We start from the raw sequence: 24130 nt of genomic DNA on the forward strand, positions 1-24130 counted from the left end.
GTCTAATTGCATCTCCCTATTAATTACTTTCATATCACTAATTGATTAACTATATTCTATTTACAAAATAAAGGAATATATACAACATATTCGTCAAAAACTGATCAGGAAAACAAGGCATTACTTTTTTGTGTTTTCTTTTGGCAACTGGTAATCAGGATGGTTTCTTCTTCGTTAAAACTATTATTCTCACCGTTGCCTCCTTTAATTGAATCTAGAATTGGTGTTTTTTTTGATTAACTATTCCTGAATAACAGGAACATCTATATAACTATCATTATAAAATTTAATTTCCAGTGGTTCTTTTCCATCAAGAATAGTTTCATCACTTACGTCTTTCCCCGTACCATAATTTATCTGATAATATGGACTTTTCACTAGACCAACTACTGCAACAAGCTTGCTCCCTTTTTCTACTTTTTTACTTATAAATTTATTATTTGATATTGATATTGTTTCCTTTTTATTAGGGGTAAGTAAATTTCGTTTTTCATTATTTTTATTATAACTAGCCCTTTCTAAATAAGTTGATAATAAAAAATATTTTCCGTTGGGCATGAGCTCATATAAATATACATAAACATCTACGTCCTTTTTATTGATTGAAAATCTAAATTTTCCAGAAAAATTACCTGAAAATTCAAAAGATTTATCAAATGTGCTAGTTGTGAATATTAGACTATTCTTAGTGTATATTTTATTTTCAACTACATCATTCTTTAAATTTAATAATTCATCCACATCAGATCTGTCTTTGAGATCTACTTTTAGTGATGAAAAACTTTTAGCGTTTATTTTTACATCTGATAATAAACCATTATTTTCCAAATAAAATTTTAATTTATTTTTATTAAGGTTTTCTACTGAATTTACATTTTTCCATTGATTAGTACCCATAACCTGATAATTAATCTTATTCTTCAAGAAAGAAGGTTTTTTACCATCTTTTAAAATATAATCAAACCATTCAATCCAAATCTTATTAAAATCTATATTTGCAACAGAATCAATTGTATATCCTTTTAGTTCGCTCTTTATATATCCTTGTGCACCAGAATGATCATAAGGGCCAATTATTAGATAGTGATCAGCACTTGTATTGTATTTATAATGATTTTTGAGATAATATAATGCACCCAATTGGTCTGCATCAAAATATCCTGTAATAGTTAATATTGGAATATTAATTTTAGAAAAATCTTTTTTATAAGGAATCATATTTTTCCAGTAACTGTCAAAGCTTGGATGATTAAGCCATCTTTGGAAAATGATATTAGATTTTCCACTTATAGAATCAAGTTGTCTAAATGGCTTCCCAGTGATATACCATTGTTTGTATGTGGAGTTCCATTTTTTCACATCACTAAAATCTGCATAATCAGTCATTTTTGAATTCACTACATAATTTAACCAACGTATGGCATAAGATGTAAATATATTATTATTCATAGGAAAATCTTCTGTACCTATTCCTACCGCAGCCTGTGGTATTATCGTTTTTAACGCCGGATGGAGTTTTTTTGTAGCTGCCCATTGACTGAATCCTAAGTAGCTTCCACCAATCATTCCAACTTTTCCGTTACTCCAAGGCTGCTTTATAATCCAATTGATCGCTTCATTGATATCTTCAACTTCATGTTCAAAAGGTTCTATCCTATTATTGCTTAAATATTTTCCTCTAGTATTTAAAATGACTCCAATATAATTATCCGAAGCTAACTTCTTAGCATCATTAATATTTTTTGGATCTGAATATATTGTATTTATAAGTATTGTGCTTTGAGGTTTTGGAGCTTTATTATTTAATACAACACTTAATGTAAGAATTCCATTGTCTTTTGTAGTAACTTTTATACTATCATATATTGTAAATACCTCTTTTTCTAAATTTTTTAGTAACTGTGCTCCTAATTTGAATGTTTTATTTCCTACATCATATATATTGTATTTTCTACATAATTTTATAGCATCTGACATGTCAATACTATCCTGTTTTATATTATTCGTAATTATTTCATTAATATCTCTTTTTAAGGATATTGGATCATAAATAAAATATTGGGATAGAATAATTTTTGATTTTAAAGGTAACTTTTCATACTTTTTTTTGAATTCTTCTTCATATATTTTATCAAAATTATTCTTATTAGGCGCTCGTTTAACAGTATTAATATAAATTTCAAATTGACTTCCCATTGCGCTAGCTGCTATAGAATTATTTATCATTGTAATATTTCTAAAAGAGTCTAGCTGTAAAAGTGATAAATTATAATTTTCATTAATAATATTTATTCTGAAAAGATCATCATAATAAATACCCTTATCTTTTTTTTCGATATATCTATCTTTAAGTTGATTGGCTAAATATTTTACAATATTTTCTGTATTTGACACGTCTTTAATATCAATTTGTTTTAAGTTTATTTTTTGGCACAAAACAAACTGCAAACAAAAGATAAAATATATAAAGAAGATTTTTTTCATTCAAAAAGGTTATCCGTTATTACCACCAAGCGTCTGTTCTACAATTGTTTGATTATCATCTCCTACATGAGCAGCACTTCCCCCTTTAATAGAATTCAAACCATTTGTAATTTTAACCAACTGTAATTTTTTTAATGACATTTTTTTTTCTGTTTTTTGTTGTTTTTTCATTTGTATTAAAATTTATATTTAAGATTACAAATTAAATAGCTTTGTTTCGTTCATCAAAAACAATGATATCGAAATTGATCAATTTCTTATACAAAATTTTACAAAATACTCTTTATCAATCATTTTGCTTTTCGACTTGTTCTTGTAATAATTTAATATAATAAGAAGGTAAAGTACCGGTGATCTTCTTAAAAGCATTTGCAAAAGATTCGGAGTTATTATATCCTATATCGTTAGCAATTGATAAAATAGTATGCTTTCTTAACTTCTCATTATCCTTTAATTCTTGTATAATATAATTAATTCTCAGTTCGTTCAAATATTGTGAAAAATTCTTTCCTTTCAATTCATTTACAGATTTTGATAGGTAATCACGATTTGTTCCTAAATCTTTTGCTAGATTATCTGTAGTAATATTTTTTCGCAGAAATTTTTTACTTTTTTCAAAGTGCTCTAATTTTGTTTTGAGATCCTGTAATTTATCATCTGGTAATAAACCTTTAGTTTTTTCTTCTAAAGAAAACTTTAGTTTTTGGGGTTCAGTGGATGGAGTAGATAAAATTATAGAAGATGTTGACTTTTTAATTAATAGATCTGCTTGCTTTTGGTATTCTTTAATTCTTCTTTTATATACATATATTAAGGAAAAAATAACTAAAATGCCAGCTCCTAAAAACCAATATAATATTGAATTTCTATTATTCAAATCAGATATTATTTTTTCTTTCTTCTCTAGTAGAATAGGAGTATCATACTTTTTATAAATTTCTTTGGATAAGTATTGCTTACTATTGTTAATAATACTGTCTGCATAAAAGAGTTTATTAATGAATTTTAATTGCTTTTTTTCATCTCCTTTCTTTTTATAATAATCAATTAAAATTTCATATTGATCTCTTACTATTGGTACAAAATCATTAGATTTGAATGATAATGAGTCAGATTTTATAAAATATTGTATTGCTTCGTTTTCTTTATTAAGTCTATAATTAATTTTTCCTAAATAATAGTATAAAATTGATAAATTCGCATAGTTTTTATTTTTTAAAAGGTCTTTTTCTATTCCTATTAAATGTGTATACGCAATAACATAATTTTTCAGATAGTATTCTGCAATACCTTCAGACATAATAAAATAAACATATTGGCTATATTCATTATATTTTTTACATTCGGCAATACCTATTTTATTATAAAGTTTGCTTTCCTGATATTTTTTATTTTTACTATAAGAATTTGATACAGAAAAAATTGAACCTATATAACTTTTAATGTCTTTATCATTGGCTTGCATTTTTTTCTTTTCATATTGGTAATATTCTAAAAAAAGAGGGAGTGCTTCATCATTTTCATCAGTAGCAGTCTTTAAAACGCCAACTAGTTTTTTTATGTAGTAAAACTGGTCTAAATTTTTATTTTTAGATAAACTTTGTGCTTTTATATATTGATTTAATGCTTCTCTATATTTAAATTCATTATTCAGTAAAATTCCTTTGATAATATATGCTTTTGCAGGGTATTCTTTTGTATTAGCTTTTTGTGTTATTTTTATTAAAGAGTCTGCATAAGGATGTCCATTTTCGGAATTCAATCCTTTTGCATGAGCTAATTTATAATAACCATCATATATCTGATCATTATTCTTTTCTTTTTTTGCCTTACTAAGAATGACATTTGCATATATTTCCGCTGCCTCATTATCTATTCTGAGAACTTTATTGTAATCGTTGATCAATTGTTCAAAGCTTTTTTTTCTTAAAGAGTCTGGTATATGAAAACCTTCCATACTCTGTGAAAAGAATAAATTTTGACAAAGGAAAAAAATAAATAAGAAAGCTTTTTTTTGCATAGTGTATTTACTATCACAAAAATACAAATTCTAATACTTATTCTCTATTGATAAGTCATTTATTACATTTAATCAATTGCAAATCAACACATTGTTCCGTATTTGTTTTATCGAATTTGGTCAATTACGTATAGTTAAAGCCTTAAATTTGATCAATTTCGACATACTTTTGTTGTATTAGCAAAAAAGCACATGCATCTTTGTCTCAGGTAAAAGCACAATGATTTATTTTTTGTATGTGTACAGTACAAAGTCTAAATATAAGCTGATCAGCAAAAAATCCCATGTCAGGGATTATATGACAAAAAAAAATATTAAATTTAAAATCAAACAAAATGAAAAAGTTAAATGTTTCACAAATGGAAAATTTAGAAGGTGGTAGTATCCATCAATGTAATCTAACAGCTATGGTTGCTGGAGGAGTTGGAGCTTTCATTCCTGCGGTTGCAGTAGGAGCTTCAATCTGGGCTATTGGTTGTTATCTCTATGCAATGTAAAATTAATATTATGAAAAAGTTAGAGAGTAAAAATATGGAGTCTGTCACAGGCGGTTCACCTAAAGACTGTTGGAACGGAGCCCTTATAGCCACTGCAATTAACCCAATTTTTGGATACAATCTTGCATGGTCCTGTTGGGTTGCATCTTGGTAAAAATAAATAAATTATAATGTTATGATAAATTCAATAAAAATTAATGAAAAAAGGAGTTTAATTATTTTATTATATATTCCAATTTTATATATAGCATATCATATATCAGCAATATCTTTTAAGATTTATACAGTTTCTTTTATTATTGGAATATCATGCCTTTTAGTTTTAAATTTAAGTAAAAATATAACCTTTAAAAATATAATATTTTCATTTATTTGTGGACTTACAATATTCTTTTTAGGTTTTTTTCTTTACAAAATGTAAACTAATTTATAATTTATAATTTATAATTTATAAAAAGGAATTACTATTATTCAATTGGTTCAAAAGAGAGGCCTAAAAACCTCTCTTTATTAACCTTACAATTCAAACAATACTTACAATCATATCTAAAATTGCGTAAATATTGATTCCGTTAAAAAAGAAAAATCTTTTAATCCATATTATTATTTATTAAATTCTCTACATAAATAATACATTTCACTTATTATGAAGATAAAGAGATAAATCATAACAAATCACCTATCTCTCTTTTCATTCTTATTAATATAATACTGTAAATATATCCACATTTTTATTTTAATTATGAAAAACTTTATGCTTTTCGTAGGTGTCATTTTATGCTATTTTTTACTCACCTACTTAGACAAAACCTATATAACAACCAGTTCAAAAATATTTGATTTTCTTGCAAAAGACTATCCTAATGAAGCAGTACAAAACTATATGGAAAGTCAAAAAAAATGGTGGTGGGTAAGCTACACACTACTTCCTTTACTTACAGGAATTAAAATTTTGTTAGTTGCTTTTTGTCTTAATTTTATTAAGCTATTGGATTTGCCCGGTTTAGAGTACATAAAATTTTCAGATTTAATAACCCTCGTTTTGATTGCAGAATCTGTTTTTATTATAGCAGGGCTTTATAAGTTTGTTAATTTCTATTGGATTGATACAGATTATACACTGGAAAATCTCCAAACCTATTATCCTATATCTCTATTGAATATAAAAGAATATATATCTACAGAAAAATGGCTTGCTTATCCTTTACAATTAGTGAATTTATTTGAATTATTCTATTGGGGAATTCTGGCTTGGGGAATCTGGGAACTTTCAGATAAAAAAATAGGTTTTCCAAAATCTTTTGGATTAACAGCACTTACTTACGGTTTCGGACTATTATTTTGGACAGGTGTAGTTTCATTTATGATATTAAATATGCAGCTTTAAAATGAAAAACAGAAAATTTTTAAAAATATCCATCATTACTATTCCTATTGTACTCATTGGAGTTATGATCTATCTTTTTCTAAGTTTCCAGCAAAAGAAAGAGAAGATAAATGCGCTAAAAAACATTCCTGTGTTCAGTCTTCAAACAATAGACAATACCTTATTGAAGTCACAGGATCTGGTTAATGACCAGACTAAAGTGATCATTTATTTCAGTCCAACATGTCATTATTGTCAGGCAGAAGCAGAAGAATTATCTAAAACACACAACCAATATCGAAATATCCAATGGATTTGGGTAGCCAGTGAACCTTTAAAAGAAATAAAGCAATTTGCTCATGAATATGGTTTAGATAAACAAAGTAATATACGTTTGTGTCATGACGCAATGGCTCAATTTTATCAAAAATTAGGGATGAATAGTCTTCCTTATTTCTTGGTCTATGACGAAAACAACCATCTTATAAAAAGGTATTCCGGAGCTACAAAACTGGAAAAACTATTATTAGAATCAACAAATGAAAGAAAATAAACTTATACAAAATACTTTCTCCCTTCAAAAAGACCATACAGATTGTGGTGTTGGCTGCCTTCAATCTTTGGTCAAATATTATGGAGGAAACATTTCACTGGAAACCCTCAGAGAAAAAAGTGGTACAGGAAAAACCGGAACTACCCTGTTGGGACTATATCAATGTGTCCGTGAAATTGGTTTTGATGCTGAAGGTTGTGAAGCTGATATTGATGCTCTCATCAAACATAGGGAGCCTGTAATTTTACATGTTATTATAGATCAAAAATTTGAACATTATGTTATTTGCTATTCTTACAATGACTCTGGAAATAATCAATTTTATATCGGAGACCCTGCAAAAGGATTAGAATACTGGACAAAAGAATATTTAGAAGAAGTATGGCTATCTAAAACTTGTTTGACCCTTAAACCTAATACACAATTTAAGAGAATAGCAGAAACTCAGGAAAAGAAAAAAAAATGGATAAAAAATCTTATTAAAGAAGATCAGGAGACTATTTACATCATTATTTTCCTTGGATTGGTTTTTACACTATTAGGAATGTCTATGTCTATTTTTTCGCAAAAATTGATAGATGATATTTTACCAAAGAAAAAAAATGGACTCCTATTATTAAGCATATCTTTTCTTGGTTTTTTGCTTTTTGCAAGAGTTGGTCTTCAAGCTTTAAGAGAATTATATATTATTAAACAAAATAAATCATTTAATGAGAGAATTAATAAAAGATTTTATCACACACTCCTTCACCTTCCAAAAATATTTTTTGACACTCGAAAAATTGGTGATTTTGTAGCAAGGCTCAATGATACCCAAAGAATTCAAACTGTCATAAAGCAATTAATTACAAATAGTGTTGTTGATATTTTAGGTATTCTAGTATCACTTGGCTTCTTATTTTTTTATTCGTGGAAACTTGCATTGGTTTGTATTATGATTACCCCAGTTGTCTTCTATATTATCTTTAGTTTCAATAAAAAAATTGTCGAGGCCCAAAGAAATGTAATGCAATCTTATAGTATTAATGAATCAAACTATATTGACAATATAAAAGGAATAGATGTGATCAAAAGCTTTTCAAAGCAACATTTATTTGGAAAGAAAAATGATGTTATTTTTGGTTTCTTTCAAACAAAAATCTTTGAACTTGGAAAACTTAACCTAACGATCTCATTCTATTCTGGATTAGTTATGGTTATTTTTCTTCTCATTATTTTAGGGTTCTCATCATACAATGTTTTAAACAACACCCTCAAAATTGGAGAACTAATGGCCATTATCGGAATTTCAAGTTCATTACTAGCTTCAACCACTAACTTGGCTTTGGTTACGATCCCGATACAGGAGGCAAAAGTAGCTTTTGACAGGATGTTTGAATATTCTTCATTGGAACAAGAAAAAACAGAAGGAATTGAAATTGAATCAATTAAATCTATTGACTTGAACAATATTGATTTTAGATTCAATGGTAGAAGTAGGCTTTTTAATCAAATATCGTTTACTCTTAAAAAAGGACATATAACATGTTTATTAGGAAAAAGTGGCTGTGGAAAAACCACATTAACTGAAATTTTACAAAAAAACTATCTCCCAGAAAATGGAGAGGTAATAATAAATAAAGATATAAATTTAAAAGATATCTCAATAATTAACTGGCGAAATTTAGTAAGTATTGTACCACAAAATATTCAATTATTTAATGGAAACCTATTGGAAAACATTACTCTTAGTGAGCAGATAAATGAATCTCAATTACATCAGATAATGTTGTTAGGGTTTGATAAATTTATAAATTCCTTACCTCATGGTTTTTTAACACTGGTCGGCGAAGAAGGAATTAATTTATCTGGAGGTCAAAAACAATTACTTGGCTGGATGCGAGCCTTATATCACAACCCTCAATTTTTAATTTTAGATGAACCTACTTCCTCTTTGGATAAAGAAAATAGAAAATTCATTTATGAGTTAATACAAAAACTAAAATCTGACAAAACAATTCTTATAATCAGCCACCACTTGGAAAACTTAAAAGAAATATCTGATGAAATTTTGATTATTAATCATACAAAGATCTCTGAACTAATAACTAATTAAATATATCAATTACACATTCTCTAAATCTGAATGTTTTATCAGGCCTACCTATTTAATATAGGGGCCTGATTTTTTTTACCAAGGTACTAAAGCTAGCACAAAAAAATATAATAGGAAAATATTTTTCAACTCAAATCCTGTAAAATAAAATATTGATATTCAAACTATATCTACCAACTATCGATTATATCTCACTAATAAAAGAAAAATATTTTTATTAATTTAAAACATCTGTGTATTTTAGATGAAATATTAATATGATTTTGATACACTAATTAACTACCTAAAACTTGATAAACAGGAGTTTATTTTCTAGTTCAATTCTCTTCCAAATTCCCCATCTGTTACGGGAACAGGTGGAGCTAGATTTGTTTTTTGAACGTTTATATTTGAAATACAGAAAATACCAACAATAATAAATATTAACTTCTTCATTTTCTTATTTTCTCACAGAGATTGATAACTGCTTAAGCTGTATTATATTGATTGGATGATTAAATCTGATAATTGATTTCATTTTATCCTTCAATGGTATTTTCAACAAGATTTTTATTTTTTTTCATTTCCTTTTGGCTGATAGTCAGGATGCCCTAGTTGCCAGAAGGCAAAAGCAAATATATCTGAGAGGTTTGAATGCCCATGAGCAACTGTTGTATTATTTCCATGCCCACCCTCATAATCTATTTTAAGTAAAACCGGATTTTTTGATGCAGTATTTGCCATTAATTTAGCCGCAAATTTTACAGGTTCCCAAGCAAGTACTCTTGGATCATTAATTCCTCCTGTTATAAATGTTGCAGGATATTGTACCCCTTTTTTAATATGATGATAAGCATCCATTTCTAATAGACCTTTAAATTCTTTAGGGTCTTTTAATGTTCCATATTCATCCACATTACTACTAATGGTAAGTATATCTCTTAATGTATTGGTTATTGGCAATTCTAAAATGGCAGCTTTAAATAGATCTGGTCTTTCTGTTATTGCTCTTCCTACTGTGATTCCGCCTGCACTCGCTCCCCAAATCGCCACTTTATCTTTTGATGTATATTTTTCTTTTATTAAATATTCTGTGCAGTCTATCAAATCCCTCCATGTATTGGGTTTTGTTTCTTTATACCCTCCCAAACGCCAACGTTCTCCTTTTTCTCCACCACCTCTTACATGAGCAATAGCCATAACACCTCCTTGATTTACCCATAATAGGTAAATACGGGCAAAGTATGGATTGTAAGATACTCCAAAAGAACCATAGGAATCTATCAATACAGGATTATCACCATTTCGCTTTACATTTTTATTGTATATGAGGGATAATGGAATTTCTTCACCATCTCTTGATTTCACAGTGATTTCTTTAACTTCAATATCTTTAAAATCGGGATATTCTACAATAGGAGCGATGTTTTCAGCAAAAAAAGAATTTGTTTTTAGGTCATATCTAAAACGCTGTTCCTGATTTGCCCATCCGGAGCAACTTATCCAAATATCTGAAAACCCCTCTCCTTTTCCTTGTAGGTTGATAGCTCCTGATGGGTAAGGGAGCTTAATTGCAATATCTTTACCATCTTTATATAGGTATAGCTTCGCCTCTACTCCGTTTTTGATTGTTGTGTAATAAATACCATCTTTAGTGGGCTTATATTGCCCAATAACTTCATCTTTCTTTTCCGGAATTAAAATTTCAGGGTTTCTAAAATTAGGTTTTTCAACATTGGTTTTACAAAAGGTGTAATTTTGAGAATTATATTGAGATAAAAAAAATACATCATTACCCACAAGTTGTAGAGACCTAACTTTATCTTCTTTATTATAAAGAGGTTTCCATGTTTTTTTACCCTGCAGTAAATCTTGTTTGGAAATTATAAACGTTTGTCTGTAGTAATTATTATCAACCAACATCCCTACATAATACTTATCATTAGAATCTAGTATAATAGGAGATTTTTTTTCATCTATTTTTAGTTCATGGTTATGATTAGCAGAAAAAACATGGGTTAACTCCTTTGGGTTTGTTCCAATTTTATATAAAATGGCTTGTGTGTTTTTATAAAAATTGGGAGATTTGGAATCATTAACAGGGAAGTATGTATAAAAAAATCCAGAACTATCGTCCAGCCACTTTATTCCTCCTATATTAGCAGGAGTTGTACTGGTAATAATTTCAGGGTGAATGTATTTGGTCTTTACATCCATAATAATAACCTCTGCCAATTCTTTCCCTTTTTCAGCCATTGCAATAGCCACTTTATCCCCAATGGAATTAGGGCTAATATAATTAATAACAAACTCATGGTTTGCATCAGAGCTTTTGAAATTAGCAGGATCATAAAGGAGTTCTTCTTTTCCTAAAAATCCTTTCCGATAATAAAGTTTAGCTACTTTTTCATCTCCTCTTCTCTTCAAATAAAAATACTTATCATTATTTGTAATTTTTAAATCAGATGTAGAATACCCCTGTTTTTCATCAAACTCTAACCTTTTTTCTAAATAATAGCGTCTTTTAGGAATCTGATTAAGAATAGAATTGGTATACTCTGTTTGAGTTTTCATCCATTCTTTTGTTAAAGGATTATCTAAATCCTCTAAATTCCTATATTCATCTACGATCTGGGTTCCAAAATATTCATCCGTTACAGGAACGGATGGAGCTGGATTGTTTTTTTGAGCATTCAAAGAGATATAAAAAACACAAATAATGATAAAAATTATTTGCTTCATGGTCTCACAATGATTGTATTTGGTGGAATCTGTGTTGGTGGTTCCTCTCCGGTGTTAAAATTTGCTATCTGATTGCCATAGCCACCATTAATTGTTTTCATATCGCTAATTTTCATTATCTGTAATTTTTTTAACGATAATTTTTTTTCTTGTTTGATTATTTTTTTCATTAAAATTATGTGTAAAATTATAAACACAAATAAAAGAATATTTTTCAAATTTACAATAAAAACATACTATAAATTTATAAATTCACATCATGAAAAATACACCCAAAACAATAAATACCAACCACTTACAAACACCAACATGAGATTTATTATTGATAAACGATGAAGACTTCCATTTCAAAAATATTTAAATAATAATCTGATTACCGATTTAATATCATATCATACGAACTTCTATACCCAAGAGATTCCAACAAAACACAACCAACTGATTTAATAATAATTACGCGTTATTATTTCACAAAAACACGGCTCAATATGATCATTATTTCAGAAAACGGACATTCTTAAATAAAAATGTAAATTTGTTTTGTATTTACAAAAAAATGAAATATATAGTCCTGATTATACTATTATTATCCAGCAATTTAGCAGATGCTCAAAATAATAAATTTGATAATTTATATGAATTTACTTATTCGGAACTAAAGAATAAGTTTTATGATTATTATGATTATAATAAAACTTCAGATGCCAAGCAGATAGCCACATATTATCTACAAAAGGCTAAAAAAGAAAAAAACACACTCGAAATAGCAGAAGGCTATATCCTGGTACATTTTTATGAAGAGTATCCGACTGCTCTAAAATATCTTGATAGTTTAACGATCATCACAAAAAATATAAAAGGAAATCTATACCCTGCCAGAACCTATTTGACCAAGGGAAATCTATATTATAAGCAGGATAATTTAAAAGCTGCATTGGATAATTATATTCTCGGACTTAAATACGCAAAAGAGCAACACGACGAAAAGCAAACGGCCTATGCTAATATGAATATTGCTTACATCAATAGCTACATAGGCAAGAACACAGAAGCAGCTAAAACATTCAGATATTATCTATATAATGGAAATAAAATCACAGATGATTATCAACACAATCAAATGCGTATAGCTCTGATAAGCTGTTATCTTGAGATTAACAAATTAGATTCTGCCAATATTTTAATTAAAGAAGGACAAAAGGCTATTTTCACTGGTAAGAATAAATATGATCCTGATCTATATTCTTATTTAGCCGGAACTTATGATCTTAAATTGAAAGCATATGATACTGCCATAATAAAGTTATCGAACGCCTATACTTATTTCGCCAACAATAATGAAAATATCAATGCTAATTATGCCCTTTATAATTTGGGTAAAGCTTATCAGGGAATAAAGAACGAGGAAAAGGTTATAGAAAGCTATATTAAGCTTGATTCCAATGTACAAAAATACAATATCACCTTTCCTGATCTTCGTGAAGTCTATACTTATCTTATAGACTATTACAAGGCAAATAATAATCAACAAAAGCAACTTTATTATATTGACCGTTTTCTTATAGTTGACAAAAAACTCGATGAACAGATTCAATATTTATCTACCGAATTACCTAAGAAGTATGACACCCCCAATCTTTTGCAGGAAAAAGAAGATATCATCGAGAAATTAGAAATCAGAAAAAAAGTACTTTATATTTCTGTGGGTGTACTTTTATTAATACTCCTATTTATTATATATCTATACTATAAATCCAAGAAAACAGAAAAAGAGCAGAGAAAAATTGCTCAGGATTTAATCAGTCTGGTTGAAAAAAGAAATATTGAAGAGGGCAATACTGATGAAAAAAAAGAAGCTAATGATATTGAAATAATTCATTTAGCGATTCCTGAACAAAGTGAACAAAATGATAAAACCTCTAAAGTCATATCCGAAGAAGTTACTCAATTTATATTACAAGAATTGAGAATATTTGAATCCAGGGAGCTTTTCTTAAACAAGGGTGTTACCTTAGCCAGCTTAGCAAAAAATATAAAAACAAACACTGCCTATTTATCAGAAATAATCAATACTCATAAAGGAAAAAACTTTGCGAGTTACCTTAATGATCTTAGAATTGACTTTGCTTTAAATAGATTAGTGAAAGATAAAAAATTCCGTTCCTACAAATTATCTGTCATTGCTGAGGAGTTAGGATACAATAATGAACAGGCATTTTCTTTAGCTTTTAAGAAAAAAACAGGTACTACACTCTCTATGTACATTAAAGAAATTGATAATTTAAACGATTCTCAAAATAACCATAACTAATTAATTTACAAGAAATTAATTTTTATATTTTTATAAATTCATATATGTAAATTTATAAATCTAAAACCTCAAGACTTTTTTTACGATTTGCAGTTCTGTATGTTTGCTACAGGTAAAAACACAAAATTTATTTTTTTGTATGTGTACAGTACAAAACATAAATATAAATGCTGATCAGCACCTTCCCATGTCAGGGATATATGACAAGCAAATATTAATTCAAAAAAAATTTTAACAATGAAAAAGTTAACAGGAATGAAGAAAGGTTTTTCTTCTTTAGAAAACAAAAAACTTAAAAGAGACGATTTAAAATCAGTTAATGGTAGTTTAAAATCTTATGCTATCGAATCTAGTGCAGCAGTTACAACACCAGGATGCTACGAAGCCGATCATTATACATCTAATGGAGGTGATTATATTGGGAGACTAGAAGTTTGCTAAGTATATGAACAAAGAAAAAGGGAGGGGATATTTCCCTCCTTTTTTATCCATATTATTAAATTGAATATTCATGAAAAATTCACTATCAATAAAATACAGCCTATCTCTTGTCATTTTATTATTCCTTACATCTTGTAAAAAGAACTATATTACTTATTATAATAAAGTAAACGAGATCGACAGCATATACAGATTAGCCAATAATCCTAAACTAGCTGTAAAAGAGTATAGGGAAATTTTCAAAGAATATGATCCTAAAAATCAGGATCGGATTGAAGAATATGCAACTTATATTACCCTAGCCGATCAGTATCATGAAGACTTTGGTGGAAAAAAAAGTCTTTATCAATTAATATCTCTGATAGCTCCTTATGGTGACGAATATAAAAAGTATATGCCTCTTTTTAATAAATATGGGATAGACAATACATCTGTAGAACAAAAAATAACAGAATGGAAACAAGGACTAGATAAAAAGCTGGTTGATTCTTTCAGGATTGCTTTGATACGAGATCAGGCAGGACGCCCTCTTGATACAGCATTGACAAGAAAGAATGTGGAGAAAAACGCAAAACTTCTTATATGGACCTTTAAAAATCATGGATTTCCAACACCTCAAAAAATAGGATGGTTTCCTATGCCAACCTTTATCACTCATATGGTTGAGTCTAAAAAAGACTATCCTTTTATTAAAGAAAAATTACTGGAATATGTAAAATCAGGAGACTTTTCTCCTCGTGATTATGCAAGGATGGATGATACCTATTTAGGATCCCATAAAAAAATCACACTCTATGGCTTTAATATGATTCCTGTAAAAGACAGTGCACAGATCAATCGTAACCGGAAAAGTCTGGGAATCCCAAGCATGAAACACAGCGCTAAAATAAGAAGAGATTTTTTTAAAAAACTGAAACAGGATGATACTCATCATATCGAATAACGGAGACTCCACGACTACAAAAGTCATCAAATATCTTTCAGCAATAGGAAAGAAATTTATTCGTGCACATGAAGATGAGTTCTTTGAAATTAAAACAGATAAAAAGAGAATTTATCTGGTAAGTAACAGAAACAGATTTTTTCTGGATGAGATTGTAAGTACTTGGTACAGAAGAGGAGGATTAAAATTCAAGCGCTCATCCTATGATAATAATGCTGCCAACCTCCATATGGATGAACATCAACATTGGCTGGAAGACTACGTGATAAAAACTTTAGAATTAAAAAAAAGCATTAATAAACAAAGCAACAATCACGTCAATAAACTTCTGGTCCTGGAACAGGCAAAAAAAGCAGGATTAAACGTTCCGGAATATTTTTTAGCAGAAAACACTGATGAAGTCATTATCAACGAAACCATTACAAAGCCTATTACAGAAAATGTAATATTAGATTCTGTTGATAAAAGTTTAAATGGCATCATTTACACTTCGGTAGTACAAGAAAAAGAAAAAGACGATTTTTTCATCACATTTTTTCAGGAAAAAATTGAAAAAGATTTTGAAATAAGAAGCTTTTATCTGGATGGTAAAATGTGGTCTACAGCTATTTTTTCTCAAAATGATGAGCAAACTAAAACCGATTTCAGAAAATATAATTATAAAAAACCAAATAGAAAGGTACGATATCAGCTTCCTGAAAATATTGAAGAAAAAACACATCAGCTCATGCAGTCGCTGGACTTAAGCTGTGGTTCGATAGATTTTATAAAAAGTGGAGACACGTTCTACTTTTTGGAAGTTAATCCTACGGGCCAGTTCATAGGGCTATCAGAAATCTGCAACTACTCGTTAGACAAAGAAATAGCACAATATTTATGAAAAAACTATTTAAAGAAGAAAAAAATAAATTACCTCTTACCTTTAAATTTATTGAAAAGCTTGGCACTAAAAAATCTAATGATAAAAACAGTATTAACATAAACTATGTAGAGTGCGAAACCTATCAAACCGATTACCTTATGAGGGAAAGACCAATAAAAGCATTGACAAGACTATTATGAGATATTTTAACCTATTCAGTAATATTTTAATCACCAAAGGAGCCGGAAGAATCCTGATCTCTGATCTTCAGAGGAAGATCTCTGATCTTTATCCTTTGGAATTGTATGATATTATTGAGGAGCTGAAAAATGATTCTATTGAAAACACCTTAAAAAATTATGATGATGAATCTAAACAGATCATTCATGAATATATAGACTTTTTGCTTGAAAAAGAATACGGTTTTATAACGAATGAGGATTGGGATAGAAATTTTCTTCCATTGTCCTATGAGTTTCAAGAAGTAAGCAAGGTCTCAAATGTTTTCATTGAAATTGACAATGTCATTATTCTCGATAAAATAAAGAACTCTATAAACAATTTAGGAGTAAAACATTTGGTAATTTATTCTACTAAGGAGCTTTCTCTTGAAGAATGTCAGGATATCGACAATAAGTTTAAAGGCTCTGTTTTAGAAGGTATAGAAATATACGCTCCATTTCATAATGCTTTAAATAAAGAGTTTTTTCAAATCCTCAATCAATCAACTACAAGAATTTATAATTTCATTTTTTACAATTGCAACGAGGTCCCTTTTAAGACCAAAGAAATATTTAGATTTAGTATCAACTTTAACCATGAAAACATCAAAATATCCGCTTGCGGAAAAATAGATCTAAAATATTTCAACACCAATCTTCCCAAAGTTCTTGAAGCAATCAATCACAATTCTTGTTTACACAAAAAAATTGGAATTGATAGAGATGGAAATATAAAAAACTGCCCTTTAATGCCCGAAAAATTTGGAAATATTCATCAATCCAGTCTTGAAGAAGTTCTGATAGAAAGTGATTTCAAAAAATATTGGAACCTCACTAAGGACAAAATAGAAATTTGTAAAGATTGCGAGTTTCGCTATGTATGTACCGATTGCCGCGCTTATACAGCAAGAACCCACAAGAATAAAGAAGGCCTTGATATTTCAAAACCTTTAAAATGTGGATATGACCCCTATACAGGAATATGGGAAGACTGGAGTAAAAATCCTTTGAAGCAAAAGGCTATGAAACATTACACCATGGAAAATATTCCCAATTAAAAAGGTAGAACACGAATATGTTATTCCAATCCCACAGATGCGCTAATTATGAATGTAAACATTAACCATGAAAACCCTTATATATCCATCTGTGGGAAAATGGAATCCAAACCAACAAGAAAACTTCTATTTGATATTTTTACTTCAGATTTATATTTATACCAAATAAAAAATGCTTTTCAAGCCAAATCCTGTAAAATAAAATATTGATATTCAAATCAAATCTACCAACAGCACCTTATATCTCACTAATAAAAGAAAAATATTTTTGTTAATTTAAAACATCTGTGTATTTTAGATGAAAATATTAATATGATTTTTGATAAACTAATTAACTACCTAAAACTTGATAAACAGGAATTTATTTTCCAGTTCAATTCTCATCCCAATTATCCGTCAGCATTGGCTTTCAGTGATACCTTAAACTTTTTGGGAGTAAAAAATGATGCTTATCAACTTGATAAAGAATACTGGGACGAACTTCCTGAAGAATTTATTGCTATTGTTGATAATGCATTCTCATTAGTAAAAAAATCGGGAAGCAGTTATTCGGTCTATTCTGAAAAAGCAAAAACATTAGGCAAAGAGGAACTTTATAAAAACTCTACAGACTTTGTACTGCTGTTTGAAAAGACAGAAAATATAGAAAATAAAACTGCTTTTAATTTCAAGCCTATTTTATATGCTGTTTTTGCAGTTATTCTTATTTACTCATTTATATATCAGGGACTACTTGAAGCGATCTTTAACCTTCTTTCATTAGCCGGAGTTTATATTTCATTGGAGTTATTCAACCAGAAATTTGGAAATACATCTACTGTTATAGGAAGTATTTGTGGAGCTGCTCCTGCAACTCAAACAGCAAATTCATGTGACAGGATTATCAAACAAGATAAAACCAGTATTTTAGGATTAAAGTTTTCAGACTTTTCACTCATCTACTTTACAGGGTTAGCCATATTAGGATTATTTTTACCGGCTACAGCTTATATTGTAAAAGGATTTACTTTCGTTTCAATACTTGCCATTGGTTATTCTCTCTATATTCAGGCTTTTGTTGAAAAAACATTTTGTAGAGTTTGTCTGTTAATTATCTCTATCCTGGTTGGGCAATTAGTTATCAGCGCTTTCTTTTTCCAGAATCTTACTTTTGGAGTTGCTGCCCTTTTACTTACGGTTATCTTATGGGCAATTATTTTTTCTGCAGTAATGTATTTCAATACTCTGCTTGAGCAAAAAGAAGAACTTCAAAAAACCAATGCTAAAAATCTTAGGTTCAAAAGGAATTATGAACTATTCAAGAGTCAGTTATTAGAAAGAGATAAAATAGAATTTCAGGATACTGAGACATTTTCAGTAGGAAAAAAGGATGCAAGGCTTCGTATCTCCATTATTTCAAATCCTTACTGTGGTTTCTGTAAAGATGGTCATAAACTGGCAGAAAGTCTTTTAAAGAAATACCCTGAAGATGTTTCCTTACAAATGAGATTCAATTATACTCCTGAAAGATCTAATGAAAAATACAATGCATTAATTTCAGATCTAACTTATATCTACAACAATAAACCGGAAAATGAATTCCTGAATGCAGTAGAAGAATGGTTCGAAACAAGGGATGAAAGCAAAATCAATATGCTGTCCGGAGGAGTTCCTACATCAGAAAACCTCAGTTCATTGACTCAAATGACCCTGGAAAACAATAATGCAGGACTTAACTTCACGCCAATCCTTGTAATTAACGGCTATCAGTTCCCGGAAAAATATGACAGAGAAGATATCGTATTTTTTGTTGATGAGTTAATAGAAGACGACGAAATTTAATCATAACCAGTGATTCAAAATTCACTATCTTAGGAAAAATAAAAGCGGTATCCGAAAAGCTATAAAAGAGTAGGAAAACCAAAAACTATTTATTATGAAAAATCTAAAAAAACTTTCAAGAGAAGGCCTAAGAATATTGAAAGGCGGCATTACTCAGGAATGTGCAAGAATTCAAAGCGAAGCGAGCTATTGCGAATCCAAGATTAATCCACCTAAGGAGGGAGCTATAAATGCATGTAACAAATGGTGCTACTACTAGCCTGCCATTTCATTGAATTATAATATTGAATAAAGCAAAAATGTCGTCAGAATATGACGGCATTTTATAATGATTATTAGTTTTGAGAAAATTTCCTTTTTATAAACAACCAGACACTAAAGACTGTGGACCTACATGTCTTAGAATTGTAAGTAAATATTACGGTAAAAGTATATCCCTGCAACAAATCCGTGCCCTTTCTGAAACTACCCGTGAAGGAAGCAGCCTTCTTGGCTTAAGTGATGCTGCAGAGAATTTGGGTTTCCGTTCATTGGGAGTTCAGGTCGACTTTAAAACCCTTGTAGAAGAAGTTCCACTTCCATGTATCGTACACTGGAATAAAAATCACTTTGTGGTTGTTTATAAGGTCGATAAAAATAACAAGGTATACATCTCTGATCCCAGCTACGGACTGATTACCTATAATCAGGAGGAATTCATCAAAGCCTGGATTGGGGAAAATGCCAGCGAAAACACTGAGGAAGGGATAGCCCTTATACTGGAAACAACACCGGCCTTCTTTCAAACCGAATTTGACAATGAAGAAAGTAAAGCCAGCTTTTCTTTTCTTTCCAAATATCTTCTTAAATACAAATCACTTGTTATTCAACTTGCAGTAGGACTTCTTGCAGGAAGTTTACTATCCCTGGTTTTCCCGTTTCTTACTCAGAGTATTGTAGACGTCGGAATACAGAATCAGGATATTAACTTTATTTACCTTGTCCTGCTTGCACAGATTATGCTATTCTTCGGCAGAATGGGTATTGAGACCATCCGAAGCTGGATTCTTCTCCATCTTTCTGCCAGAATCAATATTTCGATTATTTCCGATTTCTTTATCAAACTGATGAAGCTTCCTATCAGCTTCTTTGATACCAGAATGACCGGAGATATTATGCAAAGGATTAATGACCACCATAGAATAGAGCAGCTCCTTACAAGTTCTTCATTAAACACTCTGTTTTCATTAGTCAATCTGATTATCTTCAGTATTGTCCTTCTGTTTTATGATTACAGACTTTTCATCGTTTATCTTGTAGGGGCAATAGCCTATATCGGGTGGATCAGTTTCTTCCTGAAAAAGAGAAAAGAACTTGATTACAAAAGATTTTCCCAGGTTTCTCAGGAACAGAGTAAAGTAATTGAGCTTATCAATGGAATGCAGGAAATCAAAATGCATAATGCTGAAAAGCAAAAAAGATGGGATTGGGAATTTCTGCAGGTAAAATTATTTAAAATCAGAATAAAATCATTGTCTTTAGAGCAATGGCAATCTGTAGGAGGGAACTTCATTAATCAGATGAAAGATATTCTGGTAAGTTTCCTGTCTGCAAAGTTGGTATTAAGCGGCAACTTAACCTTAGGGATGATGCTTTCTGTTCAATATATCATTGGACAGCTTAACAGCCCGCTTCTTCAGCTTATTGATTTCATTAAACAAACTCAGGATGCCAAAATTTCTCTTGAAAGACTGGGTGAAATTCACGACAAAGAAGATGAAGAAAATAAGGATGAACAATATGCAATGGAAATTCCACAAAAGGATATTGAGATTACTGATATGTCATTCAGATACATCGGATCCGATGTCCCGGTTTTTGAAAACCTGAACCTTACTATTCCGTATCAGAAAACTACCGCAATTGTTGGAGCCAGTGGAAGTGGAAAAACAACCTTACTGAAACTTCTGATGAAGTTTTATGAGCCAGACCATGGAGATATCAAAATCGGGAATACTGCACTGAAGAACATTTCTCCTCGCTTCTGGAGAGACCATTGTGGAGTTGTAATGCAGGAAGGATATGTATTCAATGATACAATTGCTAATAATATTGCCGTTGGTGAAGATCATATTGATAAAAAGAAATTAAGACGTGCAGTAGAAATAGCCAATATTAAAGAATTTGTGGAAGGCCTCCCGTTAAGTTATAATACAAAAATCGGAAATGAAGGAGTTGGAGTAAGTGGCGGACAAAAGCAAAGACTTTTCATTGCGAGAGCTGTTTATAAATCTCCCGAATATATTTTATTTGATGAAGCTACCTCTGCATTGGATGCCAATAATGAAAAGATCATCATGGAAAACCTTGAACAATTCTTTAGAGGTAAAACAGCAGTAGTTATTGCTCACAGGCTTTCTACTGTAAAACATGCTGATAAGATTATTGTACTGGATAAAGGAAAAGTGGTAGAAGAAGGCAGCCATGCCGAATTGGTAGATCTTCGTGGTGAATATTACCGATTGGTGAGAAACCAGCTTGAATTAGGAAATTAACCAAAGAGAATCAACATATAGCGGAATCCGAAAAGCTTATAGAGTAGGAAATTAAAAACATCTATTAATTATGAAAAATCTAAAAAAACTTTCCAGAAAAGATTTAGTTTTTATCAGTGGAGGTGTAATAATTCCGGATGACAACTGTTGCGGATCATGGTGTCTTGGTAGCTGGATGCCATGTCGTATGCATCATTTTGAATGTCCACCAGACGCAGACACTTCACCACCATCATGGTATGACGGGACTTGCCCACGTATTTAAATTATATTCCCCCTGAAATATTGGGAGAAAATTTTACCTCAGAAAACAATGAAAGAAGACGTTTTAGACAATATTGAACTCCGCTCAGAAAGTGTACAAGATATCCTTACCCAGCCACCTAATTGGATGATTCGCTGGGGAAACACGGTTATATTTGTAATTATCCTGCTCATTTTTGCAATGAGTTACATTATAAAATATCCGGAATTTGTACCAGCTCCTATTATAGTAACCTCTCAGAATCCACCGGAAAAATTAGAAGCAAGAATCAATTCCAAGATTGAAAAAATATTCATTAAAGATCATCAGGAAGTAAAGAAGAATGATGTATTGATGGTGATGTTGTCTGCTGCCAATTACAAAGATGTTATAGCACTAAAAAAACTGGTAGACTCAATATCTCCTAATCAGCTTAGCTCTTTTCCTATTGCTCAAACCTCCAGATTCAAATTAGGAGAATTGCAAGGAGAATACAACAGCTTTGCAAAAGCATTTCAGGATGAGGAGCTTTTTACAAGATTACAGCCTTATGCTCCTGAAAATCTGGCGACGAACCTCAGTTTATCTGAGTCCAAAGCAAGAATTTCCACTTTAAAACAGCAAAAAAACCTGGAATCCGCCAAATATGATCTTACAAGAAAAAATTTCCAACGGTCTCAGGAACTATTCAATCAGGGAGTGATCTCTGCCATGGAACTTGAAAGTGAAAAGATCAAATATCTTCAGGCTCAACAGAATCTTGAAAATATCAATATTTCTATTTCGCAGGCTGAAGAAGGAATTTCCAATCTTAACAAAACCAAAAGCGGAACAGTAATTAATACCGAGAAAGACAAAATTAATTATTCTTCACAAACCTTACAGCTTTTTGAACAACTAAGAAAGGCTCTAAAACTTTGGGAGCAAAATTACCTTGTTATTTCATCTACGGATGGTGTTGCCAGCTTCCAGCAGTTTTTCGGCGAAAATCAGTTCGTAAAAGCAGGAGAAGCTATTATATCTATCCTTCCTAAGAATAAGGAGAAATTAGTAGGCAGAATGTCTGTTCCTACGGTAAACTCCGGAAAGATTCTTCCTGGGGAAAAAGTATTAATCAAACTGGATAACTACCGTTTCCAGGAATATGGAATTGTAGAAGGAAAAGTTCAGAACATATCACTTATTCCTGATGATAAAGGAAATTACTATGTAGATGTAGTGTTACCAAAAGGATTAAAAACAAGCTATAATAAAAATCTGAAATTTGATAAAGAGCTTAGAGGAAGTGCAGAAATTGTAACTGAGGATCTAAGACTTATTGAAAGATTCTTCTATCAGATCAGAAAGCTATTAGGCTATCAGGCTTAATAGAAGCTTTACAACAAATAAAATGTGGCCGTTTCTCAATTCAAGGAAACGGCTTTTTTATGCCCATATTTTTCCTATTGAAACATCTTTACATTAGGAATACAAAACAGTAAATAGGAGTAACTGAAATTTTCAGATGAAATTTTCTAAGGAGAATGAGTAACAATGAGCGAAAGCAATTTCGAAAAATGAAAGCTATTCTATAAAAATGAAAACTGCAACCATTTACTAATGATTGCAGTTTTTGTAGCGAAGACGGGAAAAAATTATACATTTTCCTTATATATTATTTACGGAAATAACGGAAAAACATTTATTAGAACTACTTTTAAGAATGGAGAATCTATGGATAATGAAGTTGAAAAAATAAGTTCTAAAAATGGAGTGAGGTATAATTATAAAGAAGATGTAAGCCAAGGAGAATATTTTGTATTAAATAACAATATTCTTGAATTTTACAATAGCGAAAATAAATTTTTTACAACTGCTGAGAAACTATAGTTTTTTTAGATAATCGTAGTTCTACTACAATTTTTAAAACAGTGTCAAAAAAACTCAATTTTGGCACTATTTTTATCTACATTTGGTGAT

22 protein-coding genes are annotated in these 24130 nt (G+C 30.2%); 16 read left to right on the top strand and 6 right to left on the bottom strand.

Annotated features, from left to right (window positions below; all coding sequences use genetic code 11):
• Nucleotides 1–240 precede the first annotated feature (240 nt).
• The 3 genes from J2772_RS19045 to J2772_RS19055 form a co-directional block, all read right to left on the bottom strand.
• The gene (locus tag J2772_RS19045; protein WP_209919502.1) at nt 241–2484 is read right to left on the bottom strand and encodes a CocE/NonD family hydrolase; all 2244 of its coding nucleotides are present in this window, start codon (nt 2482–2484) and stop codon (nt 241–243) included.
• 9 nt (nt 2485–2493) lie between these two features.
• Nucleotides 2494–2655: a hypothetical protein gene (locus tag J2772_RS19050; protein WP_209919504.1), complete on the bottom strand. Its 162-nt coding sequence runs from the start codon at nt 2653–2655 to the stop codon at nt 2494–2496.
• 115 nt (nt 2656–2770) lie between these two features.
• Nucleotides 2771–4504: a helix-turn-helix domain-containing protein gene (locus J2772_RS19055; protein ID WP_209919507.1), complete on the bottom strand. Its 1734-nt coding sequence runs from the start codon at nt 4502–4504 to the stop codon at nt 2771–2773.
• 335 nt (nt 4505–4839) lie between these two features.
• On the opposite strand from J2772_RS19055, the gene J2772_RS19060 reads away from it, so the two are divergent.
• From J2772_RS19060 to J2772_RS19080, 5 genes are all read left to right on the top strand, one after another.
• Nucleotides 4840–5001: a hypothetical protein gene (locus J2772_RS19060; RefSeq protein ID WP_209919509.1), complete on the top strand. Its 162-nt coding sequence runs from the start codon at nt 4840–4842 to the stop codon at nt 4999–5001.
• A 10-nt stretch (nt 5002–5011) separates the two neighbouring features.
• Nucleotides 5012–5155 carry a hypothetical protein gene (locus tag J2772_RS19065; RefSeq protein WP_209919510.1) on the top strand — a complete coding sequence of 48 codons (144 nt, stop codon included), beginning with the start codon at nt 5012–5014 and terminating at the stop codon, nt 5153–5155.
• 588 nt (nt 5156–5743) lie between these two features.
• The gene (locus J2772_RS19070; protein ID WP_209919512.1) at nt 5744–6388 is read left to right on the top strand and encodes a hypothetical protein; all 645 of its coding nucleotides are present in this window, start codon (nt 5744–5746) and stop codon (nt 6386–6388) included.
• 1 nt (nt 6389) lies between these two features.
• Nucleotides 6390–6920, top strand: coding sequence for a TlpA family protein disulfide reductase (locus J2772_RS19075; RefSeq protein ID WP_209919515.1), 531 nt, complete (start codon nt 6390–6392; stop codon nt 6918–6920).
• Nucleotides 6907–9015: a peptidase domain-containing ABC transporter gene (locus J2772_RS19080; protein ID WP_209919518.1), complete on the top strand. Its 2109-nt coding sequence runs from the start codon at nt 6907–6909 to the stop codon at nt 9013–9015. Before J2772_RS19075 ends, J2772_RS19080 begins: the two co-directional genes overlap by 14 nt.
• Nucleotides 9016–9327: 312 nt before the next feature.
• Here the strand turns inward: J2772_RS19080 and J2772_RS24310 are convergent, their stop codons facing one another.
• The 3 genes from J2772_RS24310 to J2772_RS19090 all read right to left on the bottom strand — a co-directional run bounded on the left by J2772_RS24310 (nt 9328) and on the right by J2772_RS19090 (nt 11906).
• Complete coding sequence (locus J2772_RS24310) at nt 9328–9450, bottom strand: hypothetical protein (protein ID WP_262899069.1); 123 nt, start codon at nt 9448–9450, stop codon at nt 9328–9330.
• A 114-nt stretch (nt 9451–9564) separates the two neighbouring features.
• The gene (locus J2772_RS19085) at nt 9565–11736 is read right to left on the bottom strand and encodes a prolyl oligopeptidase family serine peptidase (protein ID WP_209919520.1); all 2172 of its coding nucleotides are present in this window, start codon (nt 11734–11736) and stop codon (nt 9565–9567) included.
• The gene (locus J2772_RS19090; RefSeq protein ID WP_209919522.1) at nt 11733–11906 is read right to left on the bottom strand and encodes a hypothetical protein; all 174 of its coding nucleotides are present in this window, start codon (nt 11904–11906) and stop codon (nt 11733–11735) included. Before J2772_RS19090 ends, J2772_RS19085 begins: the two co-directional genes overlap by 4 nt.
• Before the next feature lie 386 nt (nt 11907–12292).
• Here J2772_RS19090 and J2772_RS19095 point away from each other — a divergent pair, with 386 nt between their 5' ends.
• From J2772_RS19095 to J2772_RS19140, 11 genes are all read left to right on the top strand, one after another.
• Nucleotides 12293–14047 carry a helix-turn-helix domain-containing protein gene (locus tag J2772_RS19095; RefSeq protein ID WP_209919524.1) on the top strand — a complete coding sequence of 585 codons (1755 nt, stop codon included), beginning with the start codon at nt 12293–12295 and terminating at the stop codon, nt 14045–14047.
• Between the two features lie 237 nt (nt 14048–14284).
• Entirely contained in the window at nt 14285–14488 is a 204-nt protein-coding gene (locus J2772_RS19100) for a TIGR04139 family peptide modification target (protein ID WP_084220925.1), read from the top strand.
• Between the two features lie 70 nt (nt 14489–14558).
• Nucleotides 14559–15431 (top strand): hypothetical protein, encoded by an 873-nt coding sequence (locus J2772_RS19105; RefSeq protein ID WP_245365275.1) that lies wholly within the window; start codon nt 14559–14561, stop codon nt 15429–15431.
• Nucleotides 15409–16311: a grasp-with-spasm system ATP-grasp peptide maturase gene (gene gwsG / locus J2772_RS19110; protein ID WP_209919527.1), complete on the top strand. Its 903-nt coding sequence runs from the start codon at nt 15409–15411 to the stop codon at nt 16309–16311. Before J2772_RS19105 ends, gwsG begins: the two co-directional genes overlap by 23 nt.
• A gap of 112 nt (nt 16312–16423) precedes the next feature.
• Nucleotides 16424–17572: a grasp-with-spasm system SPASM domain peptide maturase gene (gene gwsS / locus J2772_RS19115; protein ID WP_317194519.1), complete on the top strand. Its 1149-nt coding sequence runs from the start codon at nt 16424–16426 to the stop codon at nt 17570–17572.
• A 312-nt stretch (nt 17573–17884) separates the two neighbouring features.
• Nucleotides 17885–19393, top strand: coding sequence for a vitamin K epoxide reductase family protein (locus tag J2772_RS19120; protein ID WP_209919529.1), 1509 nt, complete (start codon nt 17885–17887; stop codon nt 19391–19393).
• 94 nt (nt 19394–19487) lie between these two features.
• Nucleotides 19488–19652 (top strand): bacteriocin-like protein, encoded by a 165-nt coding sequence (locus J2772_RS24435; protein ID WP_164466599.1) that lies wholly within the window; start codon nt 19488–19490, stop codon nt 19650–19652.
• A gap of 82 nt (nt 19653–19734) precedes the next feature.
• Nucleotides 19735–21927 carry a peptidase domain-containing ABC transporter gene (locus tag J2772_RS19125; RefSeq protein ID WP_209919531.1) on the top strand — a complete coding sequence of 731 codons (2193 nt, stop codon included), beginning with the start codon at nt 19735–19737 and terminating at the stop codon, nt 21925–21927.
• 70 nt (nt 21928–21997) lie between these two features.
• Nucleotides 21998–22192, top strand: coding sequence for a bacteriocin-like protein (locus tag J2772_RS19130; RefSeq protein WP_209919533.1), 195 nt, complete (start codon nt 21998–22000; stop codon nt 22190–22192).
• Nucleotides 22193–22240: 48 nt separating this feature from the next.
• The gene (locus J2772_RS19135) at nt 22241–23539 is read left to right on the top strand and encodes an HlyD family secretion protein (RefSeq protein WP_209919535.1); all 1299 of its coding nucleotides are present in this window, start codon (nt 22241–22243) and stop codon (nt 23537–23539) included.
• Nucleotides 23540–23770: 231 nt separating this feature from the next.
• Nucleotides 23771–24040, top strand: a complete 270-nt coding sequence (locus tag J2772_RS19140; RefSeq protein WP_209919537.1) for a hypothetical protein — start codon at nt 23771–23773, stop codon at nt 24038–24040.
• Nucleotides 24041–24130 lie beyond the last annotated feature (90 nt).

The sequence above is a fragment of the Chryseobacterium jejuense genome (genome assembly GCF_017877355.1).
In the GTDB taxonomy this organism is placed as follows: domain Bacteria; phylum Bacteroidota; class Bacteroidia; order Flavobacteriales; family Weeksellaceae; genus Chryseobacterium; species Chryseobacterium jejuense_A.